Source organism: Acinetobacter guillouiae CIP 63.46, from assembly GCF_000368145.1.
Lineage (GTDB): Bacteria > Pseudomonadota > Gammaproteobacteria > Pseudomonadales > Moraxellaceae > Acinetobacter > Acinetobacter guillouiae.
On record NZ_KB849286.1, the window covers coordinates 310465 to 330893 of the forward strand.

Sequence of the window (20429 nt, forward strand, 5' to 3'; positions counted from 1 at the left end):
TTGCATCAGTTGAATTAAAATATGTTTTAACTGCCTGAATTTCTGTTTTGATCTTATCTATATCAACATCTAAGGAAGATCGGCGTCCAATGTACTGATCAAGTGCCATGTTAATAAGCGCCTGCCCTGCATCATTGGTTGGTTGCAAAAGTCCAGTGCCATCAATAGGTAGCTTTCGAGTGATAAGCGTATTAAAGTTTCGCTCTTTAACTGAAAGTGCGCCATTTGTTGCTGTAGTCTTAAGTCTAAATACTGTAACTCCGTCATAACTAGTTTTGTCATACTGTGAAGTTAAATAAACATCTTTGACTTTACACTCAGTGATTGGATTGGCTCCTGTGCCAGCCCAAGTCTTTGCTAGTCTAAACCGTTGATTGCCACTAACAGGCAAATCTACTCTCAATGTTCGACCAAATGAATCTCGATTTTTTTCTTCAATGCGAAAATCCATGTACCGTATTGGGCCTTGAGGATTACCCAAATCATCAATGGATTGGTACTGAATAGAAATCAAAACATCATTAAAAGTGGTTTTACCGTCTTTGTTGACGTTATACAGCCCTTGTGGAAAGTAGATATTGAATTGCAATTGTGTGGCTGATTCATGGTATAGCTCAAACCACCCCACCCATTTATTCGCAACAATTTCTAAATAGATTTCGGAGTTGTTTAATCCAGCAGTACTACCATTAAATAATGTAGGTATCTTTGCCCAATCATCATTAATTGTGGTCGCATTCGCTAAACTAATACTATGCTCATCTACAGCACTGACTGAGTAGTTAGCATCTAGATCAACACTTTCATCATTATCATTTAAGGTTAAACCAGCTGAGATATCATAATTTTCAGTGATGAAATTCCAGTTGTAGTTCACTTGTTTTGCTGAATGCAAAGATATGGCATAACTAAAATTAGATCCCGAAGTGGTTTTGACTATTGAATCGACTTGATACTGTCCAGACAAATCATAATATTTGGTTGTGCTTTCCTCTGTTACTTCATCAATTTCAGTAATTGCAACATTCGCCCCATTTACCAATAGTCCTTTAAACTTCTCAACTGAGTTAATATCTAAGGCAGATTCAACAATAATTTTAAAATCACTGGTGACAGTGCATAAGCCAGATAGCACAATATTTTCCACCCCAAATTGTGCCCCTGATATTGCAATACCATCTTCAACTTTAAACTTGTCTCTAAAATCTAAAGTGTTGTCAGTAGTTCGAATCACACCACCAGTCGTGAAATAAATACTTTGACTTTCAATAATCACATCATTTGGCTGTACAAGGCTTTGACCATTGATCGAAGATGATTTAGCAACATCAAGAGGAAGTGATGTAAAAGCATTACCAACTTTGTAAATGGTATTACTACCTATAATACTCACACCAGGATCATAAGCACTCACACTAATTCCATCAATACCATTTACATCTGTTTCACCATCACGACAGTCCTTGATTTGATAATAACCACGGCCTAAAACCATCAAACATTCTTCAACTTCAATGTTGTTCTCGTAGTATGTGTAAGTGACTGCGATCAAGTCAGGATAAGCGCGCAAAGTGCCGTAAATATCAGGTACACGCGAATTGATCCGCATCTTGTTTGTACGATTTGCCAATTCATTATTTGAAGATCCAATTTTTTGTTGATCAGGCTTTGGCATCGTGAGTATTGAATAAACACTAAAAGCAGCCATGATTGCTACAACAGCATAGTAAATATACTGCAACCAACTCGGCTTTATCACAACATAAAAAGTACCCTCAAGCCCTTGTAAATGCTCAATATCGGCTTTGCTCTTTGGCGTAACATCATTACTTTCAGCAACATAGTTGTGATATATATAAGTATTTTCAGGAAATACTGTAAATTGCTGAGCCAAATATGCACAGACATCATCTACCTGTTCCGTGGACCAAGTATTTTTATCATATGGATCTGGACAAATAATGACTGTTTTTTTCATGTGTAATATCTCGTCTGTCTAAAACCCATCTTGATAATTTCTAGTGGTACATATTGAGCGCCACGTTTCGAAAGATGCAGTAATTTATCTTCAAAAAAAACCCCAACATGTGTTGGGGATTCTTTACCATTTAAGAAAAAGACAATGCAGGGTGAGATGGGTTCCTCAAGAACATCAAAGCCAGCATTACCATTTAGAAAGTCATTTAATCGCTGTGTTAAATCTTCGCCAGTGATTTGCTTCCAAGCCTCGCAAGCAAATTCATTGCATGTGTATTTAGAGGTCCACACTCGATCCAATAAGTTATCTATAGTCATTAGGCTCTCCGAAGCAATGGAAATTCTTCAATCGTGTAAATACGACCTGTTCTCACACTGTTGAGTTGCGGTGCTTGAGCATCAAAAGTCGCTAATCCTGATGTATCTTTCGACACACTTGGAATCTCTAAAGCAGGCATAGAGATCATCGGTTCTGTTAAATCATCATCACGATAAATTTTAAAAGAACACTCAGGTTTGATTTTAGGAAACGAGCTTGAATGAATCTTTTTAACTTCATCCATCAGCTCATCATCCATATCAGCAAGCGTAATAGATAACGTTTGATCTAAATCATTGGTGACATTATTTCGCTTGATCGACATAGGCTTATAATCATAATTCTGATTACCAGCTGTAATACCCTCATCATTATTTCTTACATAGCGATAAACTTTTGAAAAACTTGGATGGCTGATCTCAATGCACTCAAGCTGTTTTACACCACCACCAGCATTTAAGAAGAAAGACACATAATCAGACATGAATACTCCTTAATGCTTTAGGCATATCATCATTTACAAGTTTTTCAAGTGGGTCTGGCAATTCAGATAGATCAACATTATCACTACCCACTTCAACCAAAAGCCGATCCACTTCAATGTCTACAATCGGCTTTACTCGAAGTTGAGCTGAACATGTAAAAATAAGACCATCCACACTATTTAATTGAAAAGAGTCCTCAACAAAATACGCTTCATAGTTCTTATATTCAGGTCCATTCACTTTGAGTGGTGCATAAAAAAACTCATTTGGGTTTTCACACCAAACATTATGTAAAGCATTTAGATATTGAAACCCTGCTTCTTTTACAACCCATCGGACACTTACAGTGTGGTATGCACTCTTAAATACTCGTCGATAACGCGGTGCGCCACCATCAAGTTCTTGAGAAATAACACCACTCTTGAATCCAACAGAATAACCACTTTGCGTGACGCATCTTAATAAGACATTTGGCATGGTTTCTCCAATAAAAAACCCACTCAGGTGAGTGGGTTTGGTAATAATAGGACTTAGAAATACTAAGTTGATTCCTCTTCATTAATCTTAGAGCCATCAGCACTTTCATGACCAATTGGCTTTTGTAAAAACATTAATATAGCCATTGCTAAAATAATTCCGATACAAGAAGCTGAAGCACTAACAGCAGACATAAAGCATCTTCTTAAGCAATATCGCAATCGTTAAAAAAGCACCCTACGGTGCTTTCTAAAAGGCTCTAGCATTAAAAAATCAAGTAAAGAAAGAATACGATGACAGCTAAAATTAATAAGAATTTAAACACTCCCTTAAATGATCCAGCATCTCTAGAGTCTTGATTTGATGAAAGTGGTGTCTTCACCTTACTTTGTTTATTTCTAGGTGAATAAGACGAATAGGATAACCCTGTTCCTGGCAATCCAACTGTAGTTCTTGTGCCCTTTTTACCCACATTAACTCTTGCACCGTTTTTCCCAACAGATACGCTTGAAACTCCCTTTTTGGTGAGATTCACACGAACACCAGGCATAATTTTAATGCTTTTTCTAAAATTAAATCCCATTGCTTATTTTCCGCAAATTTTCTTAGATCCACTAATTGAACCATCATTGCAAACAAATTTACCTGCCTGACAATGCTTTACCCCACCCTTACTACCCGAACAAGGTTGACGACCTCGCCCAGCATCAGAGAATGAAGCAAAACCTAATGCTAAAACCAACCCCAATGCGATCTTTTTCATATCGATACCAATTATTATAAAGTGCTACTAATGTAACAAATGGTAAAGATGGTGTGAACATTAATTAGACTAAATAGTAGTAAAAAACCTCCCGAGGGAGGTTTGTTAAATTACCACGCTGGCGCATTAAACCATTTAGGATTCACGCCTATTCGATGACCTGATGATAAATTAATTGTCCTACAATATTGATCAACCAATGGTGTGCCACACTTGGTTTTGAAATCGAATCCAATACTAACCTTTCGAGCTAATACATTGGATTCCATGATGTACTGATGAAAATAAATGAAATCATTTGGAGCTACTAACTCTAACGCTTTCCAAACATTGTTCATAGCGCCATTCTGAGCAAGAATTGCTTCAGTTAATTTACGAACCAATTCATATGGTTCATTGCTTACATTTTGCGTTGGTGCTTTGTGCTGATACCAGCCATCTCCCAGCCACTTTAACGCCTCATCAAATCGACTTAATGGCAATTCTTGATAACGTGGAATATCAAATACATTGTAGAACTCATGATAAATAGATTGATAAGTTCGCTTATCTCTTTGCGCTTTACGAAGCACAGCGTCTTTGATTGCTTGCTGTTGTTCTGCCGTGATTGTATTAGGGTGTATTTCAGCAACTTTAGACATGAAGTGCTTATACAAAACATCATAGCATTCAAGTTGGTATTTAATGAGTGTGTCTTTAATTTCAGGTTTGACACGGTTTACATCTATTCCAAAAAGCCAGCCATTTAAATAACCAATAGGGAGGGTTAAAACTTCTTGTTCACCACCTTTTGAAGGTGCCTTTATCATACAGGCACCTTGGCTAAGTGCATGATTACGCTTAATCCTTTGCCGTTGAGCTTCCCAATCAAGCCCTATATTTTCACAAATCGACTTCATTGCTACATAAGGCTTATTTTCATGAAAGAACACTGGTACATCTTGGTTGTTGAATTTAACAACTTGTGGTAGATTATTTGAAGTCATATTTAATTCCTAAATGTTGACAATCAATCAAGCCCTGCTCGCCAAAGTCACGGGCTTTTTTGTTGTCTGAAATATTGTTCATGTTATGCCTGAAAAATAGAGTTGAGTTTCACCCCGTAAACTGCTTCCCATGCTTCCCTCGGGTAAATCTTTACAGTTCCAAAATTTGGATCAGCAATATCTTTAATTTTCTTACCCTTAGCTTCACACCATTTTTTCAATTTGTGCCAGCCATATTTTCCACCAGTCTTAATTTCTACAGCTTTAATTGATGCGTAGTTTTTGGATTCACCTAACTGTTCTTTAAGTGCTTCTGCTTGTCGACTTTTAGCAGATGCAGTGGCCATAGCAGTAGCAGTTTTCTTGTCACTGATATGAGCTTTTGTTTCGATTGCATGATCACGTTCAGTTAGCGCTTGCTGTAATTCTTGAGTCTTTCGAATAATCACATTGTTAGCAACTTGCAAAGCTTTAGCTATTATTAACTCAGGATCGTCATTCTCTTGACCAGCAATATAGCCACCATTTTTACGAATGCTTGGTAGAACTACTGAAGTGATCCATTTTTTAAAAGACTTAGCTTCGGGTTTTCGACTTTTAAGTGTTGCTGAGTACAAACCCGACTCGTTAATAGTAATGACTTCTTGACTTCCACCAAGGGTCTGTACAATTGACAGCCCCCTTTCTTCATTATCAAGGTGTCGTGTCATTGCAGATGTTTCACTATATTCAAGTACTTTAGCTACATCTGAAGCAACGAACCAGATTTCACCATCTTCTTTGATAATTGTGCGGATTTCATTTTGATTGAAGTTAAAAACAGATAGATTGCTCATACTGTGCCCTCCCCCTTATGCTTTTGTTTTCCAATCCATTCTTGGACTATCTCATTCAATTGAGCAGTCATTGAACGCCTGTGCTTCACCGCTTCAACTTTTAATTCGCTCACTAATTCATGAGGCATTCGAATATTAACTTGTGTATCGTTTCTTGCCATTTTAGACTCCAATAAAGCAATTATGCTATATAGCATTTTTACTTTATAGCAGTATTGATTTATTGTGTAAAGCACTTTTGCTATATATTATGTGAAAACCCAGTAAAGACTGATTAATTCGATATAGGCTTTTTTAATGGCAAAAGATTACACGCAGGTGAATTTCAGAATCCCTGTTGATTTGAAAGATCGCATTGATCTGGCAGCCGCTGAAAACAAGCAATCTATTACAGCGGAAATTGTTGAACGTTTGGAGTCAAGCTTCAGTAATGAAGTAACTATTTCAAGCGACATTATGGAAACTCTTGAACAAAGTAATGATCGTATGGAAAGAGCTGTATTGTTAATTGAAAAGCTTATGCAGAGAGTTGAAGAATTAGAAACAAATAAGCCCACTGATTAAGGTGGGCTTATTTGCAGAGGTGGCTTAAATCTCATCTCAAACTTCTTTTCGACAATTTCGGCTTGGGATAACACACAATCGAGCTTTAAACCAATCTCTAAGGTCTTTTTGTGTAAACTCACAATTTCATGCATGATGAATGATTGAGTTTGAACACATGATAAGTTTTTCATCATGCTTCTCTTCTGTTGATTGAAAAATACACCAGTCAACAAAAAAACTCACTTCACTTACAATCAGTAGGGCTTTTACTCAAAAACGAGATAATTATGAAATTTAAATTTAGTATTAATATTTAATACCGTCAAGCATTATTTTATGCAAAAGAACAAAACCGCCTTTCGGCGGTTTGGTTTACCAATCGTTAGATTGAGATTTTTGGTTTGATGTTCAAATATGCTCACCCATAAACAGGCTTTGAAATACGCCAAGTATCTAGTTTTAGGATTGCCGTTGATTAGATTATTTTTGGATTATCGTTTAGGTGAATATCGTCCATCACTTTGTTGCTCAAACTCAACCCTTTCATTACCAACTACATCTGCTCCATAGCTATTTTTTGCTAAATATTCCATGGTTATATCCATTGAACTTCCTCCAATGGTGAAAGTTGAGAATAAACAATCAACTAGCCCAAATAGATTTACAAATGCTTATGAGTTTCTAGGCGAGCAAGGTAAACGTGACAGTATCATCGTGGTCGCTCAACTTTGCCCAGAGTTCACGGCTCGTTTGGTAGATCGTTGGCAAGAGCTTGAGGTGCAAGTTGCTCAACCAATTTTTGATATCTCTAATCCACATCACTTGCTACAAGCTATCGAAACCCAAGCAAAGCAAAATATTGAACTCACACAAAAAGTTGAGATTTTAGAGCCAAAAGCAAACGCTTTAGATGCCATTGCAAATGCCGAAGGCACTGTAACACTTGATCAAGCTGCAAAATTACTTGGTGTTCAACCTAAAAAGTTTTTAAATCCATGGTTGGAAAATAATAAATGGTGCTTTAGACGCTCAGGCGAATTAAATCCATATCAAGATAAAATAGATAAGAAATACCTAATTGCTGTCTATCGAACTTTTCAAGGTCGCTCGGGTGAACAACATAATACAGTTCAAACTCGTGTTACATCTCTCGGCATGACTCAACTAACCATTGAATTAAAAAAATGGCAAGAAGCTCAATTAAAGGAGAAAGCAGCATGACTATACCAACTCAACGTTATCGCCTACTTGGTTATGTATGCACTGGCATAAACCAAGAAAATTTAACACGAGAGTTTGTTTGCAAGGGTAATACCATTTACCAAAGCAACTCGTTAGATGAGGTTTTAATACAAGTTAAGGCTTTATCTGAATCAAATCCTGAATGCACCAAATTCGTCATAGAGCGTGGCGAATGGTTATGATCAATCAAATTTCAGACACAAAAAAACCTTGTCCGACTACCAATCTAAACAAGGTTTCTCTGTGTCCCAAAGGACTAACAACTATGCACACTATAGCACCACTCGAACCAGAACCACAAGACCCAAGCCCTAAACTGTTCAGGAAAGACAATATGCAAGCCGATCTAAAAGCAGCTGCAAGTAAATTCGATGAAATGGCGAACCTCTTTTCAATCATTAAAACTTTACTTGAGCAAAATTCACCACATGCTGCATCACAGGTTAAGCAATTAGCTGAAACTGGTATGGATGTCTGTGTAGATTGGTCTTTTCAGGTTGAAAGAATGGAATCACATATCACCAAAGAAGATAGGCTTTATTTCCATTGATTTAAATAAAAACCCTCTTCGGAGGGTTTTAATTAACAACAAAATGCACCTTGGGATGCTTTAAATTTTAGCGGATTTGTAGAATTAAAGTTTGTTATACCTATCAGTCATTTCTGCAAGTTTTTTTGTGAAGCCACTCAAGTCCACGTCATCACTTTTATCATAATCATATGGCCATTCACGATATCTTATATGAGCTGTTTGTCCTTTTTTAAGTTGTTGGATAATTGAATTTGTGGAATTAAGGTCAATCATTCGCTCCCTGCCATAATATGCAATATTATCGTCAATCTTTATAGCACTCTTAGAACCAGGATAACTGTCGCCTTTTCCCACTCCAATAACATATCTACCATTGATCATCATTACATTAAGGCCGTCACGCCACATTGAGCAGACTTTCTTATTATCAATCTTGTCCTTCTTACAATAAATATCCCAATCTCTCAAACTTGCAGTATATTCAGTTTTTGTTGTAATTTGATCTTTATCTTGGGGATTATTCGCTTGAAAACACTCATATCTACCATCTTTAATTTGTATTTTATTGTATCCAGAGGTCTTAACATAACCCAAATCCTTATCATCAATCTTTAATTTAAAAATTACCACATCATTATTGATACCCTCGACTAATGCTTCACCTTCAATAAATTCTATAGGTACAAATTTGTTATCTGTGGAAAATGTAGCTGCGCCATATGACATATTATCTTTATTTGCGTAAATACTTGTAGACGGAAAGCAATCTTTTGAACTATACCAAGCCTTTTTCCCCACAAGTTTAGAGATGTATTCCTGATTAGTTTTAACTTGCTCAGTATTTCTCTTCTCCTTGCTCTCTTCTGGGGTTTCAAATCCTGCGTTAGCAAAAGCTGCTAATCCTAAAACACCAGCTAATAATATTTTTTTCATCTCAAACTCTTCTTAAATACTCATAAAATAACAAATAATTCAATTCTTTGTAATTGGAAATAAGGGCGCATTGCGGATAAAAAAACCACTCACCGAGTGGGTTTTGTTTGCTAAAATTTATTTTGCATACTCTCCAAGCAGCATATCTACAGCTCTAGCTACTTTCCCTGTATCTTTCCACTTATTTAATGCTAATGGGTTTTGCTCCCAGTCAACCTGACCAATGCTTTTACCATTGGAATCATAAAGATCTAGATTTATCTTAGAAATATAAACCCCCATATCCCATGATCTTAAAGCTGAATAGTTCAGCTTATTTTCACAAGAGATTGGAATATTGCCATCAAAATATATAGTCTTTATATTTCTTTCAGAAAATGCTCTTGTTAAGTCATTTTCAAAACTAGGAATAGTTACTTTGTGATTTCTCTCAATGCAAATTTGCTTTAAACCTTGTTTATATTCACTCCCAACTGGCTTAACAGGATTTGCACTACATCCTGCCAAACCTAAAATCAAAACAATTGTAAAAACTTTTTTCATTTTTTATTCACTCCTTAAAGTGAATTCAAAATATCAATTAAAGATAAAAAAAGCCACCTAGGCAGCTTATCTTCTTCTTGGTTGTGCAGTGGTATTTTGCTGCATGGACTTGCGTGGTTTACTATTTGGATTTTGCATTGATCTATTAAACCAATCCTCAACCTCATTAATAGTTACATATATTCTACCATCTGAACCCTGTCGAGCACTTACGTTCGTTTGTGCGTTATTGTTGATAACAATGTTCGGATGGCTTGATGATGTGCTTGGGTTCTTTAGGGCAAGGTTGATCTGGCTTTTATCAAAATTCGAGCTGTAGCCTCCAACCACACCCCCATCAGAATAACCACCCTTACCCCCAAGACGCATAGCCTCAACATTTGCAACTCCACCCCAGCGAGCAATATCTTCTTGCGAAAAGACTACCTCACCTTTGTGAACAATGCCCGCTGGATCAAACTTTCCTCCAGAACCTGTATAACCACCTGAATAAAACTGAGTATTCAAAGCTGCAATAGATGAAATTGCTGGAATAAGTGCTGCCATTATAGATGTTGCACCTGCTATTTTTTGCATTGGAGTCATTGCTGTAGGGTCTGCAAAAGCTTGTGAATATGCCACCCAACCATTCATAGTTGCCTGTGCGATTGCAAATGCTTGTTGTGTAGCGAATAATGTTTTATAGACCCCATACTGCTCATCTCCAGCTGCCTTAAGCATATCTACCATAGAGGTTGTTGAGCTAGTACCTTGCTTAATCCATAGATCTGCCTGCTCAGTTGCATATTTTATATCGATAGCTGATCGAACGGAATTTGCATCTTGTGAGATTTTATTCCTTTCGTTTAAACCATCCTCAACAATTTTATTTAATCTATCTTGATAATCTTTCTCGGATGCTAGTAAGCCCTCCTGTCTAAGCTCGTCTAGTTTGGAAATAGCTTCTTCTTGTCGAGCGTAAGAGTTTGATCTGGAGTTATTTTCTGACTCTTTAATGGTTGAAAGGTCTGCTAGTTTACTAGGGTTGTTTCCTCCTAATGGCAAACCATTATTCGGTAGAGTTGGTAACCCTAACCCCCTTTTTAACTCTTCAAACTTTTTCTTGGTTTCAGAATATTCTTTATCCAATGCCATCTGAAAAGCCTTGATCTTAAACAACTTTAACTGTTCAGATACCTCTTTGCTATAAGAAAATCCATGATCAATTGATGCTATTTCAAGGTCCAGTTTACGTCTTGCATAATCCTGACTACTTAATAAGCTTTCTTGAGCAGATAAAAGTACAGAATCTTGATCATGCTTTAATATCTTTTTTCTGTAATTGTATTCTGAATCAAAAGCTTTCTTACGTTTAGCTTTCACTTCATCACTATATTTACCCTCAGCATCTAATTGCTCCTTAGCTGAATCACGCTGATAAATTAGCTTTTGATCCTCGGTATATTTGTAGCCATTTAGCTCATAATCTTGTTGAAGATTATTAAGTCTCTTTTGCGCCTCAAATCGAGTAGTTAACTGAGCTTCATAGGTTTTCTTTTCATCACCAGATAAAGCCGAATTTTCACGAATCTTCTTGAGTTGATCTCTATATTCTTGCTCCTCTTGGAGACCTTTTGACATAAAATCTTTACGGATTTTTTCGGCTTCTTCTTGCGATTTTTCAAGAAGTTTTACCTGATCATTTAAGAGAGATTCATAGTCCTTTGATTCACCTGTAAAGCCACTAATGCCCCCCATATAACCATAATAATCTTTGATGTATTGATTATTATATTTTCCAAGGTTTTTACCCTTTTGGACATTTCCCTCACCTGCATGATAGGCACGAACTGCCTTCTCAATATTCCCATTGAATAGTTTCAAAAGATATTGAAGATACTTTGCTGCGCCTTCTGCTGACTGCGCTAAGTTATAACGGTCTTTAACACCATATTGCGTTGCTGTACCAGATAACATCTGGAAACCACCAGCAGCACCAGATGATTTGTTATAGGCGTTTGCATTGCCACGAGATTCAATCATATTGATTGCTGAAAGCATTCCGCTTGGCAATCCATACTTACTTTCTAATCCGCCAAAATTGTATTTAGCAGCATTAGACTTAACTTTTTCGTTGACCTGTAAGACTTTAAGTTGCTTCTCAAGCTCTTTGGTTCGATCTTTTTCGGATTTAGTCTGCTTATCATCTAGGTCTTGAATTTGCTGTTTAATAGCCAAATCTTTGACCATGAAAGCAAATGTGCCCATATCAACAGGCTGACCTTTACCAAGTAAACCTTGTGACTCTTTAAGCTTCACATATGCCTCAGCATATTCTTTTGTTATACCTTTGGCTCTTAGTGCTAAAATTTCACTGTTGCTAGAAATACTACTCAAAGAATCATTGATAAACTTCTGAATCTCAGCACTTAAATCCTTAACTTTTGCAGCAGTATTGATAGATTCTTTAGCAATATCATTAACACCTTTTGAGGCATTAGTTGCTTTATTTCCTGCAAGTTCAGCTTCAATTCCAAATACTTTTAAAGCTTCTTGTACTCTTTGAACTACGGGTAACTTTTCACGATAAAGATCATTATCTTTTTGCAGTTGTTTAAGTTGATCAGGAGAAATAAAGTCAAGTTTATTCAGCTTTTTAAGTGCATCCTCTTGGCTCATCATTCCTTGTCGAACTTTATTGGATATCTCAACAATTTGAAGATTCCCTCTATAAGCATTTTGAAGTTCAATGATGTGAGCATTAAATAAATAGTTTAGATCTTTTAACTCTTTATTTTGTCCTTTGAATGCTTCTTGAAGATCTGCTTTAGCTCCTTTCTTTTGAACACCTTGTAAAGCCAGTAACTCTTGTTTGGTTCTACTTGCAATTTCAGTCTGTTCTTCAAGTTTCTTATTGGCTTCTGCTGTGCTGTCACGCATCAATAAATATCCAGCAGCAACTGCTGCAATTGAAATACCAATACCAACAGGGCCAGTCATCACGCCCAATATTCTTGAACCAATACCCAAAGTTGCTGTTGCGGCCGCGGCGGATCTTGTTCTAGCCGCTGCTAAAGCATTTTCAGTAGCTGTTAATTCTACATTGATGGCTGCTTGCTGTTGACGCAATAACCCCATTCTCAATTCAGAATTAATCGCACCTTGATCTGAAATTTGCTTTTTCTTTCGTGCCAACTCAAGTTTTAACTCTTCTACAAGTTGAGCTCGTGTTGCTTGAAGATTTACTAATTTAGCTTCTGCACCAGCCAACTCTTGTGCTGCTGCTACTTTTTCAGCTTGTACTGCAGCATATTGAATGACAGTTTGTTCAACAAGTTGCTTAATTTTTCCATAGCCTGCCATTGTGCTTGTATAAAGTGCTGGAATATAAGTTCCAACCCAATAAGCCCCACCGATCATAGCTATGTTTGTTACTGTATTTAAGTTTTCTGCAAGTGAGCTGAGGGAACCAGAAATTGCAGATGCAGCACCTGTTGCTTGCCCTGATTCTCCAACAAACTTAGTCACAGCATTAGACAACTGTGTGAAAGATTGTCCGATAGTGAAATTAGTTTTTCCAAAATCTTCTTCAATTGAACCTGACATTTTTTCAATTGCTTGAACCATCTTGTCTGTAGTCAATAATCCTTGAGATGACATTTCTTTCAATTCAGCACGAGTTACACCTAAGCCTTTTGCAAACACTTCCATTAAGTAGCCAGCGTTTTCACTCATCGAAACAAACTCATCACCATTTAAAGATGATTTATCGAAAGACTGGCCTAATTGGTATAAAGCTGCACTGGCTGCTTGAGCACTTGAACCTGAGTTACTAATTGATTTGGAAATAGACTCTGTGATCTTGGCAACTTTCTCTTGGCTTAAACCCAATTTTTCGCTGTTGTATTGGATCTTTTGATAGATGGTTGCAGTACCACCCCAAGCCGCACCAGACCGTTGAGCAATATCAAATGTATCTTGCATTGCCACATTTAAGGCTTTCTGACTGGTAGTTACTAGGCGCAAGCGGTTGTTAAGATTAGTCCAATCATCCATCTTAGATATCGCAGTACCAACAGTCACAACCCCAGCCAAATACCCTGCCAATTGACGTGCTGCCACTGACATAGAGTTCATTGAAGTAGTTGCGTAATTACCAGTGCGTTCGATACTTTGTAGCTCTCGATCTAAAGCACGTGCATTACGTGCTGCTTGTTCTGAGCTAATTTCAATAATGAGTGTGCTGCGTTGTTCAGCCATGGCATTTCCTTTAGGCGTAAAAAAAGCGCCTAAGGGCGCATCGCGGACAATAAAAAACCGACCATTTAAAAGATCGGTTTATTTCAGAACTTGAGAGTAAAAATATGCAAATGAAACTATTAGAACCGAACTAGCTATTCCTAATTTAAGTATCAAATTTGCAAGAGAGTTGATGGTTTTTACTTTATCAGCAGCTTTTTGACTCATTTCACCAGTTATGCTTATCTTGGCACCCATCTATGTCTCCAAATTACATGCCAATATAGTGGGCTGAGGCTTTCAAAATAAAATTCACAACCATTATTAACACTACAATAAATGCGATATTCCAAAAAATTTTTACAAAACTTTCGGGTTTTAAGTTCATAGCTTCCATAGTTGCTCCTAGAAACTTCACTAAAAATTTGGTATTCTTCTCTGACATAGATTTATTTTCTCTCTGCTCTTGTCGGTTGAGATGGAAACAAAAAAAGCCCAATGACTGCGAATCATGGGCTTTTTGCTTTTCTAAATCACTTGATTGGTTTTGTATTAAGCTTTTTTACAAATGAACCATCATTTTTTATTCACTTCACTCAAATACTTCCCATCCAGCGCAAAAATACACTCTACAAAAAGCCCTCGATCTAAGTCACAACCGTACACATCAAAATAGCTTTTAATATCGGCAAGAGTCAGTGAGTCATAGAACCCACCACCCTGAGGAAAAGTAATAAAACGTCTAGCCTTTGAAATTAAATTAAAGGCTTTAATCATGTGATCTGCTGTGAAGCTTGGTTCTAAGCGCTCAGGAGGCTTTATGCCGAGCTTTTGATAGACTTCTGCTGTTTTTTCTTCGCACCATTTGATGTTTCTTTGTTCGTAGTGCTTGAGGACTTTCCCACTTCATCGACAATCTCTTCAGTCTTAGAGTCATGGATCACTTTAGCCTTTTCCATGATGAAGACAATAATTTCAAGCGATTGCTTAGAGCTTGTACAAATCAGTTCGGCATTTTGTGCGCTGTATTCGATCGGCTTCTTATCCTTACCTACTAGCCCAACCCATCCTAACAATAGATGTGATACAGCACGGTTAAAACCTAATTTGGCCTTAACTGCTCCTTCATCTGTTACTGCCTTAATGCCTGCAAGCTCTTGCTCGGCTTGAATCCCATTGAGTTCAAGTGAACGTTGAAACGATGGCTTATCAATACTCGCAATGAGTAATTTCACGCCATCTTTAAAATCAAACCATTCTTGAACGTATTCAATGGACTTCTGTTCTTCAATTTCAATAAGCATGATTAAGGCCCCGCAACTACAGGAATACGTGTAAGAGTGGGTGCAACATCCGCGACCGTGAATGAAAACTGAGTAGTTAATACATCACCAGCACCACCACTTGGCAAAGGCGCAGATACTTGTACCTTAGGTAGTTTGAGTGTGTATTTATTACCTGCAGTATCTTTTAATGAATATTCAAGGCCGATCGGCTCATTTAAAAATTGTTTTTCATAAAGTTCAGCAGTGTTTTTGGACCATGCAATTGTAAAGTTACCACTGCCTTTCATAATGGTTTCTAAGATTGCGGCAATGTTATTTTCATAGTCCAAGCACTTCTGAATTTGCATTGTATTATCAATGGTTAGCTCAATCTGAGTGATGCACATTCCTGGTTTCTTTTCACCATCAATAAGAATGTCACCAGTGGATAGGCTAGTTAAAGGTACTGCATCCACTGCCGGTGTTATGGTACCAGTCGGAGCAACTTCATAAGCTGTGCGCTTCATTCCTATAATTGCGAATTTAGAAGTCACAATACCACAATCAGGAATTGATAAAGTCCATTGGTTAATATGGCAACCAGTGAAAACTTGGAAGTTATCGATATCACTAAAGCCACGAATAATCGAAAGCGTTTTTCGAGTTGTGCCACCAAAGGCTAGAACATTGCTATTCCAAGCATTAAAAGCAATACACTCCAAAATTGTATCTTGAATGCCATAAGCCCATTCAGATTCAATATCTCCCTGAACTTCAACACCAGTTACCAGAGTGCCGGCTGCAATTCGTGAATCTTTGATTGTTTGTGATTCTGTAGTTTGTGCTGATGCATCTAAACCATTTGTGGTAAATGCAAATGTATTCCAAGTGGTTGCAATCACACCGGGTGATGCTTCAAAACCAACTCGGGTTAATTGTTTAGCTCCAGAACTCATTAAGTTCTCCTTAATTTAGGCATAAAAAAACCTCCTTTAAGGAGGTGGATTGATTTAAGTCTGCTCAACAATGACCAGATTGCTTTGTAATATCGTGCTTATGATCCCAGTTGAATGCATCAACTATTCGACCTGTAGGTTTGCTATCAATTAGACCGCCATCTGAAACTATTGCAGATTCAAGTTGCTCTAACTGATCAAGAGTTTCTATAAGATTGAATAATGGCCTATGAGTAATAATCACTTTACTCTTTGGGAATTTTGCCTCTAATTCAGTTTGCTTTTCATTCAGATCAAATAGATTAGCTTTGGATGCTGCATGAATCACATATTTTTCATCGTCAATTAAAAAATCCACTTCAGCATCATTTTCAAAAGCTTTTCTACATGCGAATATCAAATAGGCATTACCCGTAATCACATTCACGCCATGCACTCCTGCATCACTAATCTCAATTGACCTTTCGCTTGTGGGAAAGCTTGATAACACCGAGCTGTAAAGTCTTGGTAATCAATGGAACTGTTTGCAATGACTTCTACTGCATTGATTTGCTTTGAAAGCATATGCTCACCACCATTTGTAAGCCATTGATGCATTTTCTCACCATCACGTTTATTTGCTCGAAGTTCTGTAACAACCTCTTTAGGCATGATGATTCGATAAATCCATTTATTTGTGATGTCCCCAAAAATTGCAGGACTTCCACCTATATGGTTGTTGAATTTTGTTCCTGTGATCTTTGCCAAGGCTTTGTAATATGAATCAGGAAAACGTTTTTCCCATGTAGTTGCAGTCGGCAACAACATCAGGCGAATCATATCTTGTACAGAAGGTGGCGCTTGATTGGTTCGAATTAGATTGTCAATTTGCAGATCACACCAAACCCCAAAACGAGAATCAAGCCAACGAGCAAAAGGGACTGCCAATTTAGGATGTAACCAAGTACCTTGAGCGTTACCATTTTGGCTGGTAACGGTACTTCCACCCCGTTTAGTTTTAATTAGTGATTTTGGCTCACTTATTCCCATGTATTCACAAAGTGCTTGAATGTATGATTTGGTTTCAGTAAGGTTAATCCAATCATTCGAACGCTTTTTGAATTGTTTTGCTGCTTCTGTTGCATTAAACCAACCATTGTTATCAAAGGATTGGTCATAATCTTCATACTTAATTTTTACAATTGCATTCATTGGTATGCTCCGACTACTCATAAAGAAAAAAGCCAACAAGAAGATGCAATGAGTAGTCGAAACGACCATCTTCCTTTCAGGAGCTACCCTAGTTGGCTTGGATGCCATATTTCAGGCATTAAAAAACCTGCCACTAAGGACAGGTTCGTTTAAAAGTAATTCCGGTTTGTTGTGTGATTAAGCTAATTAACTCGAAACTCAGCTCTCACTATCTTAGCGTAAAAATTGTCATCATCCATATCTTGTGGCGCATGGACTAAATAAACCTCCAGACCGTCCACTCTAAATGATTGTAAATACCGTCTCCATTTATCACAAAGCGTAGACAACACCACCAGACCTGTTCCTTTAGGGGCGAAACATTGAATGGCAATAGCCCCAAAGTCACGTACACATGGTTCATTTCCAATTCCAACAATATTGCTGTGCGCATATTGAATATATGCCTTGCTCCATGCTTTTTTGGTTGGTGCTTGAAAAGGCTTTCCATTGATTTGTGGTTTGTTAGGCATTTCAACTATTAAATCTTCTTTTACTGCAATCCTTAGTAACTCTTTATGAATCGCAGTTTCAGCCTCTGATAAAGTCATCATTTATATTTACTCGTAACTGACTGGAAAGTGATTGAATAAATACCTAAAGGTGCTTGTTCTTTTGAGTGTCCGTTTTCCAATCGGATAGCATACGGCAGATTATTACTAATGAAGACTCTCATCCCTAATTGAACGCTCAATATTTTAGCCATTCCATCTGCAATGGTAGTGGTACCTGATTTATCTATTTTCTGAAAGTCTTTGGTGTAATCGACACTGCCAATTGAAACACGATGATTTCCTCTGAAAGCCCCAGTATCGACTGGACTTTTAAGCACAACACCTTGAAGCATTGCAGCGGTTATTTTTCTTTGTAGTTCTGAGCCATCACGCAATACTTGGAGTGTGAATTGTGATGGTCGTAATCCGTTCCAGCCCATTTAACACCTCGAAAGATTTTCAGTAAGCTCCCGTTCGTCATATGAATTATGAATATAAACACCATCTTCATAGATAGGATCACATTTACAGTCAGGATTTTGGTCATGAGGTTTTTTGTCATTTTCAGGGATTACATGAATCGAGTCATGTATTTCGATCACTTTCCACATATTTCACCCATTAAAAAACCCACCTAAGTGGGTATAAATTATTCATTAGCAGCAATACATTCTTTAAAAACACTATCATGATAATTTTTTACGGCTTGCTTTTTGAGTTTTTTATCTTCAGGTACATCAATATCATAAACCTCAGATGTAAACATTGCAGTTAAGCCACTTTGATCAGCCAAGTATCTTTTCTTGTTTTCATCAGAGCTATTTTCGCTAGCAAGTCTTAGCTTTTGGATTTCTTCCATCATTTTACTTTTGGGAACTCCATTGACTCTATTATTCATTACCTTTTGTGCTAATTCAGATATCCAATTACAGGTATTATTTACCTCTGCATTAGCTTGAAAGGAAAGCACTAATCCGACGATGAAATAAATGAAGATTTTTTTGTTCAAAGTTGAATGCCCATTTTTGAATTACATTAAAATTATCAGATAAATAAAAGACTGTCTAATTACTAAACTTTCCTCAACTGGCAAACCCATATACTTCCGCTTGGATCTTTACCTACATTCAAAATTTTGAATTGACCACCTGCCACCCAAACATCATCAATCTGAGGCACACCCGTTACTTCATTTTGAAGCACAGTAGCTTTTACATCTTCAATTTGGTAATCAATAGGCTTTACCAAATCACGCTTATATGAGCCAAAAACACCACGTCCTGAATATTGCTCAACAGTCACTACGGGATAAGTCTGTGTTTCAAAGTCGAAATCACCTGATTGGATTTCTTTGGAGCAAGTGAAAGTGGTAATTGCATCAGCTAAATCAGTATCAAATGCCTCTCCAATGTCGGCTTGTAGTTCATCTCTCAATCCCATTCAAACTCTCGCTTTCCTCAAACATAGCAAACAAATCTTGAGCGATACGCTGAATTGAATATGCCTCAAACTCAGTGCTTGGCTTTTTCTCACCCATTAGCTTTCTGATTCGCTGCCAAATATGAACCGCTTCATGTAGTAAAAGCCCATGAACTTCAATCAGTGTTCTTTCGCTGCAATCGCCCAATTGAACAATGCAATGCTTACCTTTGTCGTAATAATCAACCTGAGCACCAGCACCCAAATGCATAAATTCTTGTGTATCAGTTACATCGTCAAACAGTAGATCGAACTGATCTTGATTGCGAACAAGTGTGTATTTTGAATGATCAAAAGGTGAAATATGCCATTCTGGAACGTAGTTGTTATTCATCACAATTTCCCTACCATTTGAACTCGAGACTTTTTGGTATAAGGCTTAATCAAATCCCAAATGTATTGCTCAGTTGCATTTATTGATTTGGAGCCATCTTGGTATACCTTTTCACTTTCAACACTGTCAGCTTTGACTCGTTTGGATTTAAGATCTTGGTCTTTATCGATATAGAGTTTTTTATCAATGATGCCTTTAATGATTTCAAAAGATGCATCTTTTAAATCTTGTGGCACATCATCAACATTTTCATAATCTTTAACATTGCGAGCGATTAAATATGCTCGACTTTTCTTAAGAAGTTGAGCCTTGTCACTTTCACTTTGGCTGGTCCAAGTATCCCCAAGCGCTTGCTCAACTTCTGATTCAGTGACAAAACTCATGACTCACCTACTTTGCTTTGGTTGTTTTCGGTTTTTCATCATCCGTTTTATCGGCGTTTGCTTCCAATTCGGTGATTCGGGCTTTCATTGCTTCAATATCATTTTGGAATGCAATAAATTCCCCTTTTGATGTTTTAAGCTGGTCTAAAGCTTCATCACGTTCTGCAACCACCTTTTCACACTCGGCTTTTGCTTCATCAACAACTGCTTGTAATTCAGGCGTGATGCCTACATTAACTTGAACTGATAGAGCCTGAGCATTTAAGAACGCATAGGCTTGTTTTACTGCCTCAGCATTTGGGAATTCATCATCGACTTCAACTGAAGTTGCGGCAGAGATAACACCTAGAAATGAAGTTCGGTAGCAAATATTTGGTTGCTGATTTTCAGGAATTGTATTTGTATAAATAACTTTCACTTTATTCTCCTAA

30 protein-coding genes are annotated in these 20429 nt (G+C 37.3%); 4 read left to right on the forward strand and 26 right to left on the reverse strand.

Annotation, left to right across the window (positions count from 1 at the left end; all coding sequences use genetic code 11):
- From F981_RS19945 to F981_RS19980, 10 genes are all read right to left on the reverse strand, one after another.
- On the reverse strand, nucleotides 1–1978 hold a 1978-nt coding region (locus F981_RS19945), incomplete at its 3' end, for a hypothetical protein (RefSeq protein ID WP_004724925.1).
- Nucleotides 1975–2295, reverse strand: a complete 321-nt coding sequence (locus F981_RS19950; RefSeq protein WP_004724927.1) for a hypothetical protein — start codon at nucleotides 2293–2295, stop codon at nucleotides 1975–1977. The genes F981_RS19950 and F981_RS19945, both read right to left, overlap by 4 nt.
- Nucleotides 2295–2780: a DUF1833 family protein gene (locus F981_RS19955; RefSeq protein WP_004724930.1), complete on the reverse strand. Its 486-nt coding sequence runs from the start codon at nucleotides 2778–2780 to the stop codon at nucleotides 2295–2297. The genes F981_RS19950 and F981_RS19955 overlap by 1 nt, the downstream gene beginning before the upstream one ends.
- Nucleotides 2773–3258, reverse strand: coding sequence for a hypothetical protein (locus tag F981_RS19960; protein ID WP_004724931.1), 486 nt, complete (start codon nucleotides 3256–3258; stop codon nucleotides 2773–2775). The genes F981_RS19955 and F981_RS19960 overlap by 8 nt, the downstream gene beginning before the upstream one ends.
- Before the next feature lie 62 nt (nucleotides 3259–3320).
- Entirely contained in the window at nucleotides 3321–3452 is a 132-nt protein-coding gene (locus F981_RS24355) for a hypothetical protein (protein ID WP_004724933.1), read from the reverse strand.
- Between the two features lie 71 nt (nucleotides 3453–3523).
- Nucleotides 3524–3841 (reverse strand): DUF4236 domain-containing protein, encoded by a 318-nt coding sequence (locus F981_RS19965; RefSeq protein ID WP_004724935.1) that lies wholly within the window; start codon nucleotides 3839–3841, stop codon nucleotides 3524–3526.
- 3 nt (nucleotides 3842–3844) lie between these two features.
- Nucleotides 3845–4021, reverse strand: a complete 177-nt coding sequence (locus tag F981_RS24025) for a YdcA family protein (RefSeq protein WP_004724938.1) — start codon at nucleotides 4019–4021, stop codon at nucleotides 3845–3847.
- Nucleotides 4022–4131: 110 nt separating this feature from the next.
- Complete coding sequence (locus F981_RS19970; protein ID WP_004724940.1) at nucleotides 4132–5007, reverse strand: phage antirepressor N-terminal domain-containing protein; 876 nt, start codon at nucleotides 5005–5007, stop codon at nucleotides 4132–4134.
- 83 nt (nucleotides 5008–5090) lie between these two features.
- Complete coding sequence (locus tag F981_RS19975) at nucleotides 5091–5843, reverse strand: BRO-N domain-containing protein (protein ID WP_004724943.1); 753 nt, start codon at nucleotides 5841–5843, stop codon at nucleotides 5091–5093.
- Nucleotides 5840–6004 carry an Arc family DNA-binding protein gene (locus F981_RS19980; RefSeq protein ID WP_004724945.1) on the reverse strand — a complete coding sequence of 55 codons (165 nt, stop codon included), beginning with the start codon at nucleotides 6002–6004 and terminating at the stop codon, nucleotides 5840–5842. The genes F981_RS19975 and F981_RS19980 overlap by 4 nt, the downstream gene beginning before the upstream one ends.
- Nucleotides 6005–6140: 136 nt before the next feature.
- Between F981_RS19980 and F981_RS19985 the strand changes: the two genes are divergently transcribed.
- The 4 genes from F981_RS19985 to F981_RS20005 all read left to right on the forward strand — a co-directional run bounded on the left by F981_RS19985 (nucleotide 6141) and on the right by F981_RS20005 (nucleotide 8181).
- A complete protein-coding gene (locus tag F981_RS19985) occupies nucleotides 6141–6407 on the forward strand; it encodes an Arc family DNA-binding protein (RefSeq protein WP_004724947.1) in 267 nt (88 codons plus the stop codon).
- A 573-nt stretch (nucleotides 6408–6980) separates the two neighbouring features.
- Entirely contained in the window at nucleotides 6981–7610 is a 630-nt protein-coding gene (locus tag F981_RS19995; protein WP_228129047.1) for a phage antirepressor KilAC domain-containing protein, read from the forward strand.
- Nucleotides 7607–7813: a hypothetical protein gene (locus F981_RS20000; RefSeq protein WP_004724958.1), complete on the forward strand. Its 207-nt coding sequence runs from the start codon at nucleotides 7607–7609 to the stop codon at nucleotides 7811–7813. Before F981_RS19995 ends, F981_RS20000 begins: the two co-directional genes overlap by 4 nt.
- A gap of 83 nt (nucleotides 7814–7896) precedes the next feature.
- Complete coding sequence (locus F981_RS20005; protein WP_004724960.1) at nucleotides 7897–8181, forward strand: hypothetical protein; 285 nt, start codon at nucleotides 7897–7899, stop codon at nucleotides 8179–8181.
- 84 nt (nucleotides 8182–8265) lie between these two features.
- Here the strand turns inward: F981_RS20005 and F981_RS20010 are convergent, their stop codons facing one another.
- The 16 genes from F981_RS20010 to F981_RS20080 form a co-directional block, all read right to left on the reverse strand.
- A complete protein-coding gene (locus F981_RS20010) occupies nucleotides 8266–9096 on the reverse strand; it encodes a hypothetical protein (RefSeq protein ID WP_004724964.1) in 831 nt (276 codons plus the stop codon).
- Nucleotides 9097–9213: 117 nt separating this feature from the next.
- Nucleotides 9214–9639, reverse strand: coding sequence for an Sbal_3080 family lipoprotein (locus tag F981_RS20015; RefSeq protein ID WP_004724966.1), 426 nt, complete (start codon nucleotides 9637–9639; stop codon nucleotides 9214–9216).
- A 66-nt stretch (nucleotides 9640–9705) separates the two neighbouring features.
- On the reverse strand, nucleotides 9706–13878 hold the full coding sequence (locus tag F981_RS20020; RefSeq protein WP_004724968.1) for a tape measure protein: 4173 nt from the start codon (nucleotides 13876–13878) through the stop codon (nucleotides 9706–9708).
- A 78-nt stretch (nucleotides 13879–13956) separates the two neighbouring features.
- Nucleotides 13957–14115 carry a hypothetical protein gene (locus F981_RS24030; RefSeq protein ID WP_004724970.1) on the reverse strand — a complete coding sequence of 53 codons (159 nt, stop codon included), beginning with the start codon at nucleotides 14113–14115 and terminating at the stop codon, nucleotides 13957–13959.
- A 318-nt stretch (nucleotides 14116–14433) separates the two neighbouring features.
- Nucleotides 14434–14634: a hypothetical protein gene (locus F981_RS20025; RefSeq protein ID WP_004724974.1), complete on the reverse strand. Its 201-nt coding sequence runs from the start codon at nucleotides 14632–14634 to the stop codon at nucleotides 14434–14436.
- Between the two features lie 41 nt (nucleotides 14635–14675).
- Nucleotides 14676–15161 carry a hypothetical protein gene (locus F981_RS20030; RefSeq protein ID WP_004724976.1) on the reverse strand — a complete coding sequence of 162 codons (486 nt, stop codon included), beginning with the start codon at nucleotides 15159–15161 and terminating at the stop codon, nucleotides 14676–14678.
- A 2-nt stretch (nucleotides 15162–15163) separates the two neighbouring features.
- Nucleotides 15164–16078, reverse strand: a complete 915-nt coding sequence (locus F981_RS20035) for a phage tail tube protein (protein ID WP_004724978.1) — start codon at nucleotides 16076–16078, stop codon at nucleotides 15164–15166.
- 64 nt (nucleotides 16079–16142) lie between these two features.
- Nucleotides 16143–16505: a hypothetical protein gene (locus F981_RS20040; protein WP_004724979.1), complete on the reverse strand. Its 363-nt coding sequence runs from the start codon at nucleotides 16503–16505 to the stop codon at nucleotides 16143–16145.
- Nucleotides 16502–17269, reverse strand: a complete 768-nt coding sequence (locus F981_RS20045) for a KilA-N domain-containing protein (RefSeq protein WP_004724980.1) — start codon at nucleotides 17267–17269, stop codon at nucleotides 16502–16504. The genes F981_RS20040 and F981_RS20045 overlap by 4 nt, the downstream gene beginning before the upstream one ends.
- 182 nt (nucleotides 17270–17451) lie before the next feature.
- Nucleotides 17452–17862: a hypothetical protein gene (locus tag F981_RS20050; protein ID WP_004724981.1), complete on the reverse strand. Its 411-nt coding sequence runs from the start codon at nucleotides 17860–17862 to the stop codon at nucleotides 17452–17454.
- On the reverse strand, nucleotides 17859–18242 hold the full coding sequence (locus F981_RS20055) for a hypothetical protein (protein ID WP_004724982.1): 384 nt from the start codon (nucleotides 18240–18242) through the stop codon (nucleotides 17859–17861). Before F981_RS20055 ends, F981_RS20050 begins: the two co-directional genes overlap by 4 nt.
- A 209-nt stretch (nucleotides 18243–18451) precedes the next feature.
- The gene (locus tag F981_RS23790) at nucleotides 18452–18811 is read right to left on the reverse strand and encodes a hypothetical protein (protein ID WP_035372415.1); all 360 of its coding nucleotides are present in this window, start codon (nucleotides 18809–18811) and stop codon (nucleotides 18452–18454) included.
- A 62-nt stretch (nucleotides 18812–18873) separates the two neighbouring features.
- Nucleotides 18874–19242 carry a hypothetical protein gene (locus F981_RS20065; protein WP_004724987.1) on the reverse strand — a complete coding sequence of 123 codons (369 nt, stop codon included), beginning with the start codon at nucleotides 19240–19242 and terminating at the stop codon, nucleotides 18874–18876.
- Nucleotides 19226–19615, reverse strand: a complete 390-nt coding sequence (locus F981_RS20070) for a hypothetical protein (protein WP_004724989.1) — start codon at nucleotides 19613–19615, stop codon at nucleotides 19226–19228. Before F981_RS20070 ends, F981_RS20065 begins: the two co-directional genes overlap by 17 nt.
- Nucleotides 19615–19998: a hypothetical protein gene (locus F981_RS20075; protein WP_004724991.1), complete on the reverse strand. Its 384-nt coding sequence runs from the start codon at nucleotides 19996–19998 to the stop codon at nucleotides 19615–19617. The genes F981_RS20070 and F981_RS20075 overlap by 1 nt, the downstream gene beginning before the upstream one ends.
- A gap of 7 nt (nucleotides 19999–20005) precedes the next feature.
- Nucleotides 20006–20416, reverse strand: a complete 411-nt coding sequence (locus tag F981_RS20080; RefSeq protein ID WP_004724993.1) for a hypothetical protein — start codon at nucleotides 20414–20416, stop codon at nucleotides 20006–20008.
- Between the last annotated feature and the right edge of the window lie 13 nt (nucleotides 20417–20429).

What these genes read in the sequence shown, in the direction of transcription:
- F981_RS19955 (WP_004724930.1), bottom strand. Translation starts at nt 2,780, where the DNA reads ATGTCTGATTATGTGTCTTTCTTCTTAAATGCTGGTGGTGGTGTAAAA.
- F981_RS20030 (WP_004724976.1), bottom strand. Translation starts at nt 15,161, where the DNA reads ATGCTTATTGAAATTGAAGAACAGAAGTCCATTGAATACGTTCAAGAA.
- F981_RS19995 (WP_228129047.1), top strand. Translation starts at nt 6,981, where the DNA reads ATGGTTATATCCATTGAACTTCCTCCAATGGTGAAAGTTGAGAATAAA.
- F981_RS19970 (WP_004724940.1), bottom strand. Translation starts at nt 5,007, where the DNA reads ATGACTTCAAATAATCTACCACAAGTTGTTAAATTCAACAACCAAGAT.
- F981_RS20075 (WP_004724991.1), bottom strand. Translation starts at nt 19,998, where the DNA reads ATGAGTTTTGTCACTGAATCAGAAGTTGAGCAAGCGCTTGGGGATACT.
- F981_RS20000 (WP_004724958.1), top strand. Translation starts at nt 7,607, where the DNA reads ATGACTATACCAACTCAACGTTATCGCCTACTTGGTTATGTATGCACT.
- F981_RS19950 (WP_004724927.1), bottom strand. Translation starts at nt 2,295, where the DNA reads ATGACTATAGATAACTTATTGGATCGAGTGTGGACCTCTAAATACACA.
- F981_RS24030 (WP_004724970.1), bottom strand. Translation starts at nt 14,115, where the DNA reads ATGGGTGCCAAGATAAGCATAACTGGTGAAATGAGTCAAAAAGCTGCT.
- F981_RS20055 (WP_004724982.1), bottom strand. Translation starts at nt 18,242, where the DNA reads ATGGGCTGGAACGGATTACGACCATCACAATTCACACTCCAAGTATTG.
- F981_RS20050 (WP_004724981.1), bottom strand. Translation starts at nt 17,862, where the DNA reads ATGATGACTTTATCAGAGGCTGAAACTGCGATTCATAAAGAGTTACTA.
- F981_RS19965 (WP_004724935.1), bottom strand. Translation starts at nt 3,841, where the DNA reads ATGGGATTTAATTTTAGAAAAAGCATTAAAATTATGCCTGGTGTTCGT.
- F981_RS24355 (WP_004724933.1), bottom strand. Translation starts at nt 3,452, where the DNA reads ATGTCTGCTGTTAGTGCTTCAGCTTCTTGTATCGGAATTATTTTAGCA.
- F981_RS24025 (WP_004724938.1), bottom strand. Translation starts at nt 4,021, where the DNA reads ATGAAAAAGATCGCATTGGGGTTGGTTTTAGCATTAGGTTTTGCTTCA.
- F981_RS19975 (WP_004724943.1), bottom strand. Translation starts at nt 5,843, where the DNA reads ATGAGCAATCTATCTGTTTTTAACTTCAATCAAAATGAAATCCGCACA.
- F981_RS20070 (WP_004724989.1), bottom strand. Translation starts at nt 19,615, where the DNA reads ATGAATAACAACTACGTTCCAGAATGGCATATTTCACCTTTTGATCAT.
- F981_RS20025 (WP_004724974.1), bottom strand. Translation starts at nt 14,634, where the DNA reads ATGATTAAAGCCTTTAATTTAATTTCAAAGGCTAGACGTTTTATTACT.
- F981_RS20010 (WP_004724964.1), bottom strand. Translation starts at nt 9,096, where the DNA reads ATGAAAAAAATATTATTAGCTGGTGTTTTAGGATTAGCAGCTTTTGCT.
- F981_RS20035 (WP_004724978.1), bottom strand. Translation starts at nt 16,078, where the DNA reads ATGAGTTCTGGAGCTAAACAATTAACCCGAGTTGGTTTTGAAGCATCA.
- F981_RS19960 (WP_004724931.1), bottom strand. Translation starts at nt 3,258, where the DNA reads ATGCCAAATGTCTTATTAAGATGCGTCACGCAAAGTGGTTATTCTGTT.
- F981_RS19985 (WP_004724947.1), top strand. Translation starts at nt 6,141, where the DNA reads ATGGCAAAAGATTACACGCAGGTGAATTTCAGAATCCCTGTTGATTTG.
- F981_RS20020 (WP_004724968.1), bottom strand. Translation starts at nt 13,878, where the DNA reads ATGGCTGAACAACGCAGCACACTCATTATTGAAATTAGCTCAGAACAA.
- F981_RS20015 (WP_004724966.1), bottom strand. Translation starts at nt 9,639, where the DNA reads ATGAAAAAAGTTTTTACAATTGTTTTGATTTTAGGTTTGGCAGGATGT.
- F981_RS20045 (WP_004724980.1), bottom strand. Translation starts at nt 17,269, where the DNA reads ATGAATGCAATTGTAAAAATTAAGTATGAAGATTATGACCAATCCTTT.
- F981_RS20005 (WP_004724960.1), top strand. Translation starts at nt 7,897, where the DNA reads ATGCACACTATAGCACCACTCGAACCAGAACCACAAGACCCAAGCCCT.
- F981_RS19980 (WP_004724945.1), bottom strand. Translation starts at nt 6,004, where the DNA reads ATGGCAAGAAACGATACACAAGTTAATATTCGAATGCCTCATGAATTA.
- F981_RS20065 (WP_004724987.1), bottom strand. Translation starts at nt 19,242, where the DNA reads ATGGGATTGAGAGATGAACTACAAGCCGACATTGGAGAGGCATTTGAT.